Below are 15,127 nucleotides of genomic sequence, written 5' to 3' on the forward strand. Positions count from 1 at the left end.
AGCGGGCGGCCTTCGCATTTCGCCGACCGGCAGCGGGCGGCAACCGGCGGCAGGCGCGGTCTGCCCCAAAGTCCTGACGGAAAGATATTTTCATGCCCAGCACAGTTCGTGCCGCGCGCGTCCGCGCGCTTGTCTTTTCCACCCTTCTGGCATCGGCTTCTGCTCTTGCGGCACCTGCCCTTGCGGCGGATGCGCCGCCTCCCATCGAGACGATTGTCGTCATTGGGCGGGCATCGTCCGATGATCCGGCGCTGTCCGCCCTGGAGCCGACCCGCGACGGCCGGCTTTCCACCCTGAAGGATCTGTTCCGCTCGGCCCCGGGCGTGCTGGTGGAACCGGTGTTCGGCGGCGTCGACCACCCCCGCTTCGCCATTCGCGGTTCCGGGCTGCAGCGCGGCACCATGCCCGCAGGGCGCGGCATCGACCTGCGGCTCGATGGCCTGCCCATGAGCTATGGCGACGGCAGTTTCGATTTCGTCGAATGGATCGAGCCGCTGGCCTTCGGGGAAGTGCGCCTGTTGCGCGGTGGCCGCGGCGCGCGCGGCGGTGGCGCGGCGCTTGGCGGCATTGTCGACTTCCGCAGCCCGGCCACGGCCGATGGGCTGGGGGCGACCGTTCGTGGCGAAGCGGGAAGCTACGGCATGGGCCGTGGGCAGGCCGCGATATCCGGTGGCGACGAGACCGGCTCGGTCTTCCTTTCGGGCAGCTGGTATGGGCAGTCGGGTTTCCGCCGGTTCAACGCGCAGGAGGCCTGGCGCGCCAATGGCCGGGCCGATCTGCGGCTTGCCGACGGGGTCGACCTGCGCACCGGCTTCCTGTTCAGCGACAGCCGGCTGGAACTGCCCGGCCCGCAGACACTGGCCCAGATCGAGGCCGGCAGCCGGGACGCCCAGCCGGGCAATGTTTTGGGGGACTGGCGCCGCCGCGCCCAGCGCCTGCGCGGTACCATCGGCCTCGGAATCGAGCGGGGCGAAACGCGCGTCGATGCCGATGTCGCCTTCATGGCGACCGACGTGGATTTCCGCCGCCGTGATGTTCAGGTGGAAGAAAACCGGGACTGGTCCGGCCGGGTGCGGGTGACACAGGGCTTTTCCATGCCTGGCGGAAGGGCCGAGGCCGGCATCGATGTCCTGTGGCAGGATGGCGCCCGCCACCAGCAGCTGTTCCTGAACGGCGGCGGCACCATGATGAGCTTTTCCGGCGCGCCGACGCTGATGTGGGCGGACAATGATCTCGACGCGAACCGCCTTTCGGCCGTGATGACCCTTGCCGTGCCGCTCGGGGGCGGGCTTTCCGCCGATCTGGCGGCGGGCCATCTGTGGACGGGCCGCACGATCAGCGACCGCTTCCCGACAGGGCCGCAGCGCCCCGTCGCCACCTATGACCGCGACTATCGCGGCTTCATCGGCAGCGCCACGCTGAGCGCTGCCGTGCTGCCCGGCCTTGCCCTGTTCGCCGGGGCCAGCCGCTCGATCGAGGCGCCCACCTTCGACATGCTGATGATCAACCGCGCCGGAACCGGCATGGGCGCGGCCCTTGTCTCCGGGCCTGATCCGCGCCGCCCCGTCATCGTCGATCTCGATGCACAGCGGCAGGTGACGGTGGAGGCCGGCGTGAAGGGCGCCGCCGGGCCGGTGGAACTCGACATCACCCTCTATCGCGCCTGGCTCGATGGCGAGATCGTCTCGACCGCCGATTTCGTCTCGCAGACCGTTTCCTCGGTGGGCAATGCCGGCCGCACCACCCGCTGGGGCGTGGAGGCAAGGGCCGACGCGACCCTTGCCGCGCCGGGCCTGCAGGCCGGCGACCGGCTTGGCGCGACGGTGGAATGGACTTTCACCGATGCGCGCTTTGCCGATGATGCCCGCTTTGGCAGCAACCGTTTGCCGATCCTGCCGCCGCATCTGGTGGGGCTGGGGCTGGATTATGGCGCGCCCGAGGGCGGCTTCGCCTCCATCCAGCTGACCTGGGTGCCGGAAGGCGGCTTTGCTGATTATGCCAACAGCCTGAAGGCTGATGGCTATCTGCTGGCCGGCGGCCGCATTGGCTGGCGGCAGGGTGGGCTGCTTGGATTCGTGGAAGGTCGCAACCTGTTCGACCGCCGCCATGTTTCCAGCGTGATCGCCGCGCAGAACAACCTGGGCGGTATGGATGCCGCCACCTTCGCGCCCGGCGAAGGCCGCTCCGTCGCGGCGGGTGTGGAGATCCGTTTCTGAAGGCCATCCGTCTCTGAAGGCTCAGGCAGCGCCCCTCCGTAGCGGGCGCTGCCGCAGCCACTTCAGCCCCTCCAGCAGCAGCAGAAGGGTAAAGGCCCCGCCGATGCCAAGGCCGATTTCAGCCGGGCTGAGCGGGGCGAAGCGGAACAACCCGGCAAGGAACGGCCAGCCCAGGGACAGCGCCAATATGCCGGCGACGACGATGAGGATTCCGCCCAGCACCCGGTTGTGGCGCAGCAGCGCCGAGCCGAGGCGCGTGCTCGCCCGCCGGTTGACGAGGATGAGGGCGATGATCGAGAGCACGAGGGTGAAGAAGGCCAGCGCTCGCGCCTCGTCTTCCGGGATGCCGCGCCCCAGCCCGACGACATAGACAAGCGCCACAAGACCGAAGGCCAGCAGGCCCTGCAGCGCGGCGCCCAGCGCTACCGGCGCCGGGAACAGCCGTTCATCGGGCGCGCGGGGCGGGCGGGACATGATGTCATGCTCTTCCTCTTCCGCCTCGAAGGCCAGGGAGCAGACCGGGTCGATCAGCATTTCGAGGAAGGCGATGTGGATCGGCCCGAGGATGAGCGGCAGCCCCATGGCGAGCGGGAGGAGCGCCAGACCGGCGATCGGCACATGAACGGCCAGGATGAAGGCGACTGCCTTGCCGAGATTGTCGCGGATCCGGCGGCCGAGGCGGATGGCCTTCACGATCGAGCCGAAATCATCGTCCAGCAGCACCAGCGCCGAGGCTTCGCGCGCGACATCGGTGCCGCGCCCGCCCATGGCAATGCCGATATGCGCCGCCTTCAGGGCCGGGGCGTCGTTCACGCCGTCCCCCGTCATCGCGACAACCTCGCCATCAGCCTTCAGCGCCGAGACGATCCGCAGCTTCTGCTGCGGCTGGATGCGCGCGAAGATGTGCGTGTTGCGGCAGGCCTGCCTGAGCGCCGCGTCGTCCATTCCGGAAAGATCAGCGCCCGTCAGCGGCTCGCTGTCCTCGATGCCGGCGCTGGCGGCGATGCTGCGCGCCGTGGCCGGATAGTCGCCGGTGATCATCACCACCCGGATTCCGGCGCTCCGGCATTCGGCAACCGCAGCCGGCACATTGGTGCGCAGGGGGTCCGCCAGCCCCACCAGCCCCAGAAGTTCGAGTTCCGCTTCGCCATGATGGCCGGGCGCATCCCCTAGCGCGGAACGGGCATGGCCCACGGCCAGCACCCGCAACCCTTCGGCTGCCATGCGCTCCACTTCGGCTGCCATGGCGGCGCGCCCGGCTTCGGAAAGGCCCGAAAGCCCCATCACCGCCTCGGGCGCGCCCTTGCAGGCCAGCAGCGCCTCGCCGGGCCGGGCTTCATCGACCCACAGGTTCGATACCGCCATCAGCTCGGGCCGCAGGCCATGGCTTGCTTCCAGCCGCAAACCATCCTGCGGGCCGGCGAGGCTGTGGAAGGCGCGGTCCATCGGGTCCACGGGCTGCGGCGCGCTGGCGAGCGCCCCTGTCGCCACCACGGCGGCGGCTTCCGGCGGCATGGGGGCACCGGCATCGAAGGCCTGGCCGCCGGGCAGCACGACCCGCGCGATTTCCATGCGGTTTTCCGTCAGCGTTCCGGTCTTGTCGGTGCACAGCACGGTGGCCGAGCCCAGCGTCTCGATGGCGGCGGCGCGGCGCGTCAGCACGCGCGCCTGCGATATGCGCCAGGCCCCCATCGCCATGAACACGGTGAGGACGACGGGAAATTCCTCGGGCAGCATTGACATGCCAAGCGCGATTCCGGCCAGCATTGCATCGAGCCAGCTGCCACGGAAGAGACCATAGAGAAGGACGACGACGAGGCTGACTGCAAGCCCGATGATGGCGAACAGCCGCACAAGGGCCGTGGTTTCCCGCCGCAGCCGGGGCGGTTCCGTATCCAGCAGCGCCAGCGACTGGCCGATGGCCCCGATTTCGGTGCGCGGCCCGGTGGCCGTGGTTTCGGCCAGCCCTTCGCCCCGCACCACCAGCGTTCCCGAATAGACGGTGGGCAGATCCTCGCCGCCGGGGGGCCGGGGCGTTTCCCCCGGCCGGGCCGGTCGTTTCGAGACAGGCACGGATTCGCCGGTAAGCAGCGATTCGTCGAGCATCAGCTCATTGGCTTCGCGCAGAAGCGCGTCGGCCGGAACCCGGTCGCCTTCCGCCAGCACCAGAAGATCGCCGCGCACCACTTCGGGGCCGGGGATTCGCTGGCGCCGGCCATCGCGGATCACCAGCGCGCGCGGGCTGGACAGGTCACGCAGCGCCTCCAGCACGCGTTCCGTGCGCCGTTCCTGCACCGTGGTGATGAGGATGGAAAGCATGGCGAAGAGCAGCAGCACCAGTGCTTCCAGCCGGTCTCCGAGGGCAAGATAGACGATGCCGCCGCCAAGCAGCAGCAGCAGCATCGGCTCCTTCAGCACATCGCGGATGACATTGAGGAGATTGCGCCGCTTTTCGCGCGGCAGCAGGTTCGGCCCCTCGGCCGCCAGGCGCGCGGCGGCTTCGGCCGATGTCAGGCCGCGCCGGGTGGCTGCATCCGCCCCGCCGGGCTGTTCATCGGCAGCGCTCATCGCCATCCTCCCCACTGCTGCGGACACGCCGCCCATCCTTCAGCGATTCAGGCGGAAAGAGAACGACCATGTCGCCCGGCTCAAGCCCCGAGCGGATCTCGGCGTGGCGTTCGTTCATCAGCCCTGTCGTCACGGGCACAAGTTCTGCCCGGCAATCCCGCACGACATGCACGGCCCAGCCGCCCGCATCGCCAGCCGCCGCCCCTGCCGAACGGACAAGGGCCGGGGCCGGCACGCGCACGACGTCGGCGGCTTCCTCCGTCACGATGCGCACCTCGGCCCTGTAGCCAGGGCCCAGCCGCGACCAGCCGGCCTTGTCGCCCACGAAGTCGATCACCACGTTCACCCGCTGCTCCTCGATGCCGAGCGCCGAAATCTTGAGGAAGCCATAGGGTTCCACCAGCCGCACCCGGCCGGCAAGCGGGCGCGCCCCGCCCCACTGGTCGATGCTGACGGCGGCGCCCTCGCGCACCTTCACGGCATCGGTCGAAAGCAGGTCGGCCACCAGTTCGAGGTCGCGGCCCGGGTCGCCGATGGCAAGCAGCCTTTCCCCGGCCGGAACGACGGTCTCGCTCTTGTGGAAAAGTTCGAGCACCCGCCCGGAAACCGGCGCCGTCACGGGGATTTCCGCGCCGTTCCCGGCCAGCGGCCCGGCCAGCGAGGCTTCCACTTCGGCAAGCGCCTGGCGCGCGGCCCCGGCTTCGGCGCGGGCAGCGGCAAGCGCTGCTTCGGCTTCGTCGCGGGTGGCGCGGCTTCGGTCCATGGCGGCCTGGGCCATCCAGCCGTCGCGCACCAGCTTTGCCACCCGGTCATGGTCCTGCCGGGCGACGCGGGCCTCGGCCATGGCGCGGCGGGCATGGGCATCGGCCGCCGCGATCCGGGCGCGGGCTTCGGCGGCGCGGGCTTCCAGCGCGCGGCGCGACCGGCTGTCGAGGAAGCCGGGGTCTGCCGGGCGCAGCCGGGCAACGACGGTCTTGCCGGCCTCCACCCGGTCGCCCACCTCCACATCGATCCGCAGCAGCCGCCCGGCCATGGGCGCGGTCACGTCATAGCTGTCGCGCACGCGGGCGATGGCCCGCCCGCCGACCGTCATCACGACAGGCCCGCGATCGACAATGCCCGGATCGACGGTCACGGGCGCCGGCCGGAACCAGAGGAAGGCGATCGCGGCCAGCGCCAGCAGCAGCCCGGCGGCCAGAAGCGGCCCGAGGCGGAAACGGCGTGGTCGGGGGCTGCCCGTCATGTCTTCAGTCCCTGCTTTTCAGAACGCGCACCAGATCGATGCGGGCGGCGCGGCGGTGAACGAGCATGGCCGTGACGATGGCGGCCGACAAGGTGGTGAGCGCCGCGAGGGCGAGCGTCCGCCCCGACACGGCATAGGGGATGGTGAACATGTCGGTCGAGAAGGAATGGCTGACGAACCAGGCCAGCCCCATGCCGAAGGCAAGGCCGAAGGGCAGGGCAAGGATGGACAGGGCGATGATCTCGCCGATCAGCACCCTGCCGATTTCGCCGGTGCGATAGCCAAGCACGCGCATGGTGGCGAGATCGCGCACCTGTTCGGAAAAGGAAAGCCGGCCGCTGTTGTAGGCAACCCCGATGACGATGACGGCGGCAATGGCGAGACTGTAGAGCCGGAAGGTGCCGAAATTCTCCCGCATCTGCGCATCGAGGTTGCCAAGCACCGCCGTGCGCAGCGTCACGCCCGCAACCATCGGCCGCTCGCCGATGGCGCGCACGATGCTGCCGGCCTGCGCCGGGTCGATCAGAAGCCATGCCCCCGTCACGCGCGGGCCTTCGCCCAGCACCTGGTCGAGCGTGTCGATGTCGAGCCAGGCCGGCGTGCCATAGCTGGTGCGGGCTATGGCGCGCACCTCAAGGTCGAGCACAGGGCGGCGGCCGCTTTCCACTTCGATCCGCACCCGGCTTCCCGGCCGCGCGCCCAGCTTGTCCGCCAGCGCGCGGGAAAGGACAAGGCCGCCCGGTCGCACCTCGACGGGGCGGTCGTCCTCGTCCATCAGCCGCACCATGTCGGCGGCCGGATCGATGCCGACCAGGGCGTCGCGCCAGCGCCTGTTGCCATGCACGAACAGTGCCGGCGCATCATGCGCGGGCTGCACGGCGCGGACGCCGGGAATGGCGGCCAGTTCGGCCAGCGCGTCGCGGCCGCGCTCCTCCGCGAACACCACCGAGACATGCTGGCGGCTGGCGCGGTTGAAGCTCTGGTCCAGCATGCGGTCGATGGCATCGGCGCTGAAGCTTGCGACCACGGCAAGCCCTGTCGCCAGCGCCAGCCCGGTGACGCCCAGAAACGTGCGCTCCGGCCAGCGCAGCAGGCGGCGCAGCAGCATCCGGCCGGGCGCGTCGAGCCGGGCCGAGCGGCCCGCCCGCCCGGCCCGGCCACGAAAGGCAGGCGGCGCGGGCGGCTGCATGGCCGCAGCCGGCGCCAGCCGCATCGCCGCCCGCAGCGGCCCGGCAGCGCCTGCTGCGGCCGCCGCCGCCGCAATCAGCGCGGCTATTGCAAACACCTCTGGCTCCAGCCGGAACTGCAGGCCGGGGAAGGCGAAGAAGCGGGCATAGATGGCGCTTATGCCGCGGCCCATCAGCAGCCCGGCGAGGCTGCCGGTCAGCAGCCCAGCCACCGCCGCCAGCCCGGCCACCCCGGCATAGTGAAGCGCGATCTCGCGGCCGCGATAGCCAAAGGCCTTCATCAGGCCGATCTGCTCGCGCTCGGTCGCGATGAGGCGGCCGGTCATCACCCACAGCAGGAAGGCGGCGACCGAAAGGAAGATGGGCGGAAGAATGCGTGCCATCACCGCCAGCTGGTCCAGCTCCCCCCGGATGAAGCGGTCCGACGACAGTTCATGCCGGGCAAGCGCCGACGTGCCGCCATAGGGAGCCAGAAGCCGGTCCACCGCGCGCATCACCGCCTGCGGCCGGGCATCTGGCGCAAGACGGATCATCAGCTCGCTGAAGGCGCCGACCTGGTCCGTCGGGCCTTCGAGGGCGTGGCGCGGCGCCCAGCCGACGGCGAAGCGCAGGTCGTCGCTGGTCAGATTGCCGGGCCCGATGGTCATCACATGGTCGGGTGCGATGGCGGTGCCTGTCACCCGCATCTCCATCCGCGCGCCCTGCACGATGAGCGCGATGCCTTGCGTGCTGGCCTCTCCGCCTCCGCCTGGCAGCCCGTGGGCGCGGGCGAAGCCGTCGGACAGCAGGATCTCGCCCGGGCTTTCCGGCATGCGGCCGCGCACCAGCTGCACCGCGTTCAGCTGCGTGGCGCCGGCTTCGGGCAGGCTGTGCAGCATGGCGTTCACCGGCTCGTCGAAGCATGCCACCTCCACGCGGGCAAGCGTGGTGATGCGCCCTTCCGCCAGCGCCACGCCGGGGATGGCGCGCAGCTGTTCCAGAAGCGGCAGGGGCACGCGCCGCGCCTGGGCGGAGATGTCGACGAAGCGGGCGCCGGCATACCAGCCATCGCGCGTGGCCGTAAGCGAGGCGAGCATGCCGGCCGACATGACATAAAGGGCTATGCCGGCGCCGATGACGAGCGCTGTCGCCAGCACCTGCCCGCGCAGCCGCCACAGGTCGCGCAGCAGCTTGCGGTTCAGGGCGCGCATGCCGCCCTGCTCACCAGTCGATCGTTTCGGCGGAAGCGCGTTGGCTGTTCACCACTTCCTCGGCGACACGGCCGTCGCGGAAGTGCAGCACGCGATGGGCAAGCGCCGCCACCGAGACATTGTGGGTCACGATCAGCAGCGTCGTGCCCATGCGGGCGTTCACGTCGCACAGGGCCGCCAGCACCATGCGTCCGGTGCGGCTGTCGAGCGCGCCTGTCGGTTCATCGCACAGGAGCACATCGGGCTGCTTGGCGATGGCCCGCGCAATGGCGACGCGCTGCTGCTCCCCGCCAGACAGTTCGGACGGGAAATGGCCCGCCCGCTCGCCAAGGCCGACAAGGGCCAGCGCGGCTTCGGGCTGCATCGGCTCTGGCGCGATGTCCGTCACCAGCTCGACATTCTCCCGCGCGGTGAGGCTGGGGACGAGATTGTAGAACTGGAAGACGAAGCCGACATGGGCGCGGCGATAGTCGGTGAGCTGGCGTTCGGGCAGGGTGGCCAGATCGCTGCCCCGGAAGAGCACCCGCCCTTCCGTCGGCCGGTCGAGCCCGCCGAGGATGTTGAGCAGGGTAGACTTGCCGCTGCCCGAAGGCCCCAGCAGCACGATCACTTCGCCCGCCGGGATCAGCAGATCGACACCGCGCAGCGCCTGAACCCTGGCCGCACCCTCGCCATAGACCCGCGTGACGCCCTCCAGGCGGAACAGCGGCTCCATGGCCGGCCCCGTTGCGGCATCGGGTGCAGCATCCGGTGCGGTATCGGCCATGGCCGGGCCCCCGGTCAGCGGGCTTTGCTGCCGCGTCGCGCCGGGCGGCGGTCGCCTTCGTCCCTGTTCCGGTCGCCCTTGGCGGCCTTGCGGGCGGCGGCCTGTTCATCCCGGCTTGTCTGGTAGCGCCGCAGCAACGCTCCCATTTCCGCGATCGCCTCGCGGCGGCGGGCTTCATCGGCGATGGCGGCAAGCTCCTTCTTCAGCCGCACGGCGAGCTCGGCATAATCATTCTGCCAGTCGCGCCCGGTCACGTCGGGCAGGTCCGTGCGGGGGCCTTCGACACGCTTCGCCGGCGCGCCGGCAGCCAGTTCGAAGGCCTCGCCGATGGCGGGCACGATGATCGATCCGGGCATGCCCTTGCCCGCGCTTTCGATCGCGTCGACGAAGGCGCGCTGTGTGTCCGGCTCGCCATGGTTCAGGAACAGGCTGCCCGATACCGGCCCGCGACGCCGGATCCAGTCGATCAGCTCTTCGCGGTCGGCGTGGGCCGAAAAACAGTCGAGGCTGCGGATCGTTGCGCGCACTGCCACGTCCCGGCCGGAAATGCGCACCCGTCGCGCTCCGTCGCGCAGCACCCGGCCCAGCGTGCCCTCGGCCTGATAGCCGACAAACAGCAGGGTGGTGCGATGGTCGGGCAGCTGGTCGTGCAGATGGTGGCGGATTCGCCCGCCTTCGCACATGCCCGATCCGGCAAGGATGATGGAGCCTGTCATCCGCGAAAGCCGGCGCGAGGCGCCGGCATCGCCCACATAGCGGAAGGCGGTGTGGGTGAAGGGGTTGATGCCATCGGTATCCTCGAGGCTTCCGCTGTGGCGCGAGAAGACCGAGGTGAGCTTGTTGGCCAGCGGGGAATCGATGAAGACCATGGCGCGCGGAATCCGGCCGGCGTTCATCAGCGCGGCGAGGTCGAGCAGAATCTCCTGCGTGCGCTCCAGCGCGAAGACGGGGATCAGCAGATTGCCGCCGCGCGCCAGCGCCTCCTTCACCTCGGCTTCCAGCAGATCGCGCCGCTGCGCCATGGTGCAGGGCGCGCGGTCGGTGTCGCCATAGGTCGATTCACAGACGAGGTGGTCGACGCCGGATGGCCCTTCCGGGTCCGGGTGGAAGGCCTTGTGCCCCGGCCCGAGGTCGCCCGACATGAAAATGCGAACGCCGCCCGCCTCGATTTCCACCGAGGTGGAGCCGAGCACATGGCCGGCGTTCCACAGTCGCGCGCGGATGCCCTTGGTGGCGGTGAACCAGTGGTCCATCGGCTGGATGTCGAGGGAGCGCAGCGCGCGGCTTGCGTCCGCCGTGCGGTAGAGCGGCTCGATCGGCGGCTCGTCCGCCCGGTCGGCGCGGCGGTTGCGGTTGCGCGCATCCGATTCCTGCAGGCGCGCGGAATCGGGCAGCATATGGTCCAGCAGCTGGGCTGTCGGCTCCGTCGCCCAGATGGGGCCTTTGAAGCCATCCCGCACGAGGCGCGGCAGCAGGCCGCTGTGGTCGATGTGGGCGTGGGTCAGGATCACCGCGTCGATCGAGGCCGGATCGAAGGCGAAGGGCGCGAAGTTCAGTTGCTCCAGGCTGCGCGACCCCTGGAACAGCCCGCAGTCGACAAGAATGCGCCGCCCCTCGAACATGATTTCAGCGCAGGAGCCGGTGACGGTTCGTGCCGCGCCATGAAAGCGGATCAGGGGTGGGCGGGCTTTCACGTCTGTGCCTCCTGTTTCAGATGCGCGGCGATGAGCGGCGCCACGGACATCCGCGCGCAGGGGTGCGGCACGCTGTCGGTGGCGACGAGATGGCAGGTCGCGGCGCGGAGCCGGTCTGCAACCGCTTCGGGGAACAGCGCATGAACGGCAAGGCAGGCTGGCTTGCCGTGCCCGAGCCGTTCGAGCCCGGCGGCCAGCGTCAGCATCGTGCCGCCCGAGGAGATGATGTCATCCACCAGCACCGGCGTGCGCCCGGCCATGGGCGGCAGCCCTTCAAGCGCGATGTCCACCGCATGATCGCCGTGGCGGGTCTTTTCGAGCACGGCATGCGGAACCCCGGCATGCGCCGCCACTGCCGAGACCCATTGCGCGCTTTCACTGTCGGGCCCGATCAGGATCGCGTCGGGCACATGGGCCGCGACCCATGCCCCCAGCAGCGGCGCGGCGCCGAGAACGGTGGCGGGAATGCCATAGACTTCGGACAGGCAGTGAATGCGGTGGAGATGCGGGTCGATGGTGACGAGGGCGTCGAAATGGTCCGACAGGATCCGCGCGAAGAGCCGCGCCGAAACTGCTTCGCCGGGCTGGAAGCGGATGTCCTGGCGCATGTAGGCAAGATAGGGCGCGACGAGGCGGACCCGTGTCGCCCCCAGTTCGCGGGCCGTCATGGCGGCGAACAGCAGCGGGACAAGCTTCGGGTCAGGGTCGGCCAGGGTGCAGATGATGTCGACGGCGCGCCCCCCGACATCCGCTTCGATCCTGAGAAGCCCCTCGCCATCGGGGAAGCGCCGCCAGCAGACCCGGCCGGCCTCTCCGGCGTCAAGTGCAGCCAGCGCATCGGCCAGCGGCTCGTTTCCGGGCATGGGAAGAAGCAGGGATTTCATACGCGGTTTCACACTGGCCTTCACACTGGCTTTCACGAAAATCCTGCCTAGCTGCCTCAGGTCTCGATGTCGAACATGCGCGGGTTGGCGGCTGCATAGTCGAGGGCATAGGCCAGTTCGCCCGTGCTGGTGGCATGCACTGTCACCAGCGGATCGCCGGCGCGCACCTCGTCGCCCAGATGGTGGTGCAGTTCGAGGCCGGCAGCCTTGTCGTCGGGCGCGCCGGCCAGTTTCGCCAGCCGGGATAGGCGGCGGTTGTCGATGTGGGACAGGATGCCCGAGCGCGGCGCCGCCACGGCCCTGCGGTGCGCGGCAATGGGCGGTGTCCTGATGCCGCCCTGCGCCTCGCAGATGCGTTCGAACTTGGTGCGGGCGCGGCCGTCCAGCAGAGCCTCGCGCGCCAGCGCGATGCCGCCGCCCGGTGCGCACAGCCCCGCCATTTCCACGGCTTCGCCCGCCAGCAGCAGGGCGCGTTCGCGCAGGTCCGCCGGGGCATCCGGCGTATTGCCCAGCACCGCCAGCACGTCGCGGGCTTCGAGCGCCGGGCCGATGCCCCGGCCCACGGGCTGGAGGCCATCCGTTTCCACGCAGCGCACCTTCAGGCCGAAATGCCGGCCCACCGCTTCCAGCTCCCGCGCGAGCGAGCGCGCGGCCGCATGCGTGCGGACCTTCGCCGTCGGCCCGACCGGAAGGTCGATCAGAACATGGGTGGAGCCAGCCGCGATCTTCTTCGACAGGATCGAGGCGACGAGCTGGCCTTCGGTGTCGATGTCGATCGCGCGCTCGATGCGGATGAGGAGATCGTCCGCCGGCGCCAGCCGGACGGAGCCGCCCCATGCCAGGCACCCGCCCTCCTGCTCCACGACACGGCGCATGGTCGCGAGATCGAGGGCGACCGGGGCCAGCGTTTCCATCGTGTCTGCCGTGCCGGCGGGCGAGGTGATGGCGCGCGAACTGGTCTTGGGCACGACGAGGCCCAGGCTCGCCAGTATGGCGACGACGATGGGTGTCGTGCGGTTGCCCGGCAGCCCGCCGACACAATGTTTGTCGATCACCTGTGGCGCGCCCCATTCCAGCCTGTCGCCCGTCTCGACGAGGGCGCGCGTCAGGTGGCAGATCTCCTCGCGGTCGAGCGGGAAGGCCGAGCAGGCGACGATGAAGGTGGCGAGATCGACATCGGCATAACGGCCGGCGACGATGTCGGCGATGATGGCATCGAAGGCGCGGGCATGCAGGCGGCCGCCATGCACCCGCCGCCTGACATCGGCGAGGGATTCGACGGGCGGCGCATGGCGGACCCGCACCGGGTCCCCGTCGGCGATGGCGAGCCGCCGCGCCGCCGCGCCCGAAAGCAGCGCCTCATCCGCTTCCAGCCAGGGCGAATCGAGCTGGTAGAGCGTGGCGATCACATCCTGGTCCCCGGCGAAGATCTGCACCCGGCTGCGCGGCGACAGCCCCTCTGCCCGGCAGACATGGGAGTGCGGGTGCATCAGCAGCATCGGCTCCTCGATGGAGACGAGGCCCGTGGTGCGGGCGCGCACCATCAGGTGCGCCGGGCCGCTGTCGGCTGCCGGGTCGACATCCGCCGGGGCGCCGGCGGGCATGGGGGGCGGCGAATCGGTCATGGCGCGCACTGTGCCGGTGGCGGGGCCACATTGCAGCCCAAAAGCTGCGGCGGCCCGGCGCGATGCCCATTGCGGCCGGGCCGGCGATGGTGTCTGGTGCGGGCCGGGACGGATGATGTCGGCGGTTTGGCACTGAATGCGTAGCCTTCTGGGACCTTTCATGATCGGGCTGGGGCTTCTGCTCCTGCTCGCGATACTGCTGCTGGCTGCATCCTTGCTGCTGCGCTGGCTGACCCCCCTGCCTTCGCTTGAGGGCAGGCCGGACAGCCACGCCCTGGCCGACGGCAGCGACACCAGGCTCGCGATGGCGCTCGACCCGCTGGCGCGCGACCATCCCGGCCTATCCGGCGTCCTGCCGCTGGCGGGCGCGCGTGACTCCTTTGCCGCGCGCGTGCAGCTGGTTCGCGCGGCCGAGCGCACGCTCGATCTGCAATATTATATCTGGCACGGCGACATCTCCGGCCGGCTGCTGCTGGATGAGCTGCTCCGCGCGGCGCAGCGCGGCGTGCGGGTTCGGCTGCTGCTCGATGACATGGGATCGACCGGGCTGGACGAGCTTCTCGCAGCCCTCGACACCCATCCCCTGATCGAAGTGCGCCTGTTCAATCCGGTCGCCATCCGTTCGCCACGCATGCTCGGTTATCTGGCCGATCTGCGACGGCTGAACCGGCGGATGCACAACAAGAGCCTGACAGCCGACAACCGCGCCACCATCGTGGGCGGGCGGAATATCGGTGACGAATATTTCGGGATCAGTGAAACTGGCACCTTCGCCGACCTCGACGTGCTTGCCGCCGGGGCAATCGTGCCGCTCGTCTCGGCCGATTTCGACCGTTACTGGGCTTCGGCATCGGCCTTTCCCGTGTCGTCGCTGCTGCCGCGCCCGCCCGGCAAGGATCTGCAGAAGCTTGTTCTGGGCGCTGTCGGCAGCGAGGCGCTGGCAATCGAATATGCCGCCGCGATCGATCGCAGCATCCTTGCGAACGGCATGACGGCCGAGACCATCCCCTTCCTCTGGGCGCCCGTCACCATGGTCAGCGATGACCCGCTGAAGGCGCTCGGCAAGGCGCGCCGGGCCGATCTGCTGATGGTCGGGCTGGCGGCGGCCATGGGTGTGCCGGAACGGCAGGTGGCGCTGGTCTCGGCCTATTTCGTGCCCACCGACACCGGGCGCGACGCCTTTGCCGCACTGGCCGGCCAGGGCGTGGAGGTGAACATCCTCACCAACGCCCTGAGCGCGACCGATGTGGCGCTGGTGCACACCGGTTACGCCCGCCACCGCCGCAAGCTGCTGCGCGCCGGCGTGCGCCTGTGGGAGATGAAGCCCGAGGGCGACCCAGCCGTCGAGCTTGGCTTCCTCGGCTCGCGCGGGGCCGCCGGCGGCAGTGTGCTGCAGTCGAGCGTATCGTCGCTTCATGCCAAGACCTTCGCGACAGACCGACAGCGCATGTTCGTCGGCTCGTTCAATTTCGATCCGCGCTCGGCGATGCTGAACACGGAGCTGGGCTTCCTGATCGAGAGCCCGGCGCTCGCAGGCGGGCTGCACGACCTGTTCGATCGCCCGGAGGAAGGGGTCGCCCGCATCGCCTATGAGGTGCGGCTGGCGGACGACGGCAAGGCCCTGCGCTGGATCGAGCGGACGGCATCGGGCGACGTGGTGCACAGCGTGGAGCCGGGCACCGGCCCGCTGCAGAGGGCCATATTGTGGGCGCTGGCCCTGCTGCCGCTCGACTGGCTTCTCTGACCGGCCAGTG

The 15,127-nt window shown here is 70.0% G+C and carries 9 protein-coding genes; 2 read left to right on the forward strand and 7 right to left on the reverse strand.

The window, feature by feature from the left end:
* The first annotated feature begins 92 nt into the window (after positions 1 to 92).
* On the forward strand, positions 93 to 2,216 hold the full coding sequence (locus tag ACUJ46_RS00330; protein WP_445388466.1) for a TonB-dependent receptor domain-containing protein: 2,124 nt from the start codon (positions 93 to 95) through the stop codon (positions 2,214 to 2,216).
* A 21-nt stretch (positions 2,217 to 2,237) separates the two neighbouring features.
* On the opposite strand, the gene ACUJ46_RS00335 is transcribed toward ACUJ46_RS00330, so the two are convergent.
* The 7 genes from ACUJ46_RS00335 to ACUJ46_RS00365 are packed head-to-tail and all read right to left on the reverse strand — an operon-like array spanning position 2,238 to position 13,373.
* Positions 2,238 to 4,784: a cation-translocating P-type ATPase gene (locus tag ACUJ46_RS00335; RefSeq protein WP_445388467.1), complete on the reverse strand. Its 2,547-nt coding sequence runs from the start codon at positions 4,782 to 4,784 to the stop codon at positions 2,238 to 2,240.
* Positions 4,768 to 6,027, reverse strand: coding sequence for an efflux RND transporter periplasmic adaptor subunit (locus tag ACUJ46_RS00340; RefSeq protein WP_445388468.1), 1,260 nt, complete (start codon positions 6,025 to 6,027; stop codon positions 4,768 to 4,770). Before ACUJ46_RS00340 ends, ACUJ46_RS00335 begins: the two co-directional genes overlap by 17 nt.
* Positions 6,028 to 6,031: 4 nt before the next feature.
* Positions 6,032 to 8,404: an FtsX-like permease family protein gene (locus tag ACUJ46_RS00345; RefSeq protein ID WP_445388469.1), complete on the reverse strand. Its 2,373-nt coding sequence runs from the start codon at positions 8,402 to 8,404 to the stop codon at positions 6,032 to 6,034.
* 10 nt (positions 8,405 to 8,414) lie between these two features.
* Complete coding sequence (locus ACUJ46_RS00350) at positions 8,415 to 9,170, reverse strand: ABC transporter ATP-binding protein (protein ID WP_445388470.1); 756 nt, start codon at positions 9,168 to 9,170, stop codon at positions 8,415 to 8,417.
* 14 nt (positions 9,171 to 9,184) lie between these two features.
* Positions 9,185 to 10,864 (reverse strand): MBL fold metallo-hydrolase, encoded by a 1,680-nt coding sequence (locus ACUJ46_RS00355; protein WP_445388471.1) that lies wholly within the window; start codon positions 10,862 to 10,864, stop codon positions 9,185 to 9,187.
* On the reverse strand, positions 10,861 to 11,748 hold the full coding sequence (locus ACUJ46_RS00360) for a ribose-phosphate diphosphokinase (RefSeq protein WP_445388472.1): 888 nt from the start codon (positions 11,746 to 11,748) through the stop codon (positions 10,861 to 10,863). The genes ACUJ46_RS00355 and ACUJ46_RS00360 overlap by 4 nt, the downstream gene beginning before the upstream one ends.
* Before the next feature lie 56 nt (positions 11,749 to 11,804).
* A complete protein-coding gene (locus ACUJ46_RS00365; RefSeq protein WP_445388473.1) occupies positions 11,805 to 13,373 on the reverse strand; it encodes a thymidine phosphorylase family protein in 1,569 nt (522 codons plus the stop codon).
* A 136-nt stretch (positions 13,374 to 13,509) separates the two neighbouring features.
* On the opposite strand from ACUJ46_RS00365, the gene ACUJ46_RS00370 reads away from it, so the two are divergent.
* Positions 13,510 to 15,117 carry a phospholipase D family protein gene (locus ACUJ46_RS00370; protein WP_445388474.1) on the forward strand — a complete coding sequence of 536 codons (1,608 nt, stop codon included), beginning with the start codon at positions 13,510 to 13,512 and terminating at the stop codon, positions 15,115 to 15,117.
* Positions 15,118 to 15,127: the final 10 nt, after the last annotated feature.

Source organism: Sandaracinobacteroides sp. A072 (assembly GCF_052616365.1).

What these genes read in the sequence shown, in the direction of transcription:
- ACUJ46_RS00335 (WP_445388467.1), bottom strand. Translation starts at nt 4,784, where the DNA reads ATGAGCGCTGCCGATGAACAGCCCGGCGGGGCGGATGCAGCCACCCGG.
- ACUJ46_RS00365 (WP_445388473.1), bottom strand. Translation starts at nt 13,373, where the DNA reads ATGACCGATTCGCCGCCCCCCATGCCCGCCGGCGCCCCGGCGGATGTC.
- ACUJ46_RS00340 (WP_445388468.1), bottom strand. Translation starts at nt 6,027, where the DNA reads ATGACGGGCAGCCCCCGACCACGCCGTTTCCGCCTCGGGCCGCTTCTG.
- ACUJ46_RS00360 (WP_445388472.1), bottom strand. Translation starts at nt 11,748, where the DNA reads ATGAAATCCCTGCTTCTTCCCATGCCCGGAAACGAGCCGCTGGCCGAT.
- ACUJ46_RS00330 (WP_445388466.1), top strand. Translation starts at nt 93, where the DNA reads ATGCCCAGCACAGTTCGTGCCGCGCGCGTCCGCGCGCTTGTCTTTTCC.
- ACUJ46_RS00350 (WP_445388470.1), bottom strand. Translation starts at nt 9,170, where the DNA reads ATGGCCGATACCGCACCGGATGCTGCACCCGATGCCGCAACGGGGCCG.
- ACUJ46_RS00345 (WP_445388469.1), bottom strand. Translation starts at nt 8,404, where the DNA reads ATGCGCGCCCTGAACCGCAAGCTGCTGCGCGACCTGTGGCGGCTGCGC.
- ACUJ46_RS00370 (WP_445388474.1), top strand. Translation starts at nt 13,510, where the DNA reads ATGCGTAGCCTTCTGGGACCTTTCATGATCGGGCTGGGGCTTCTGCTC.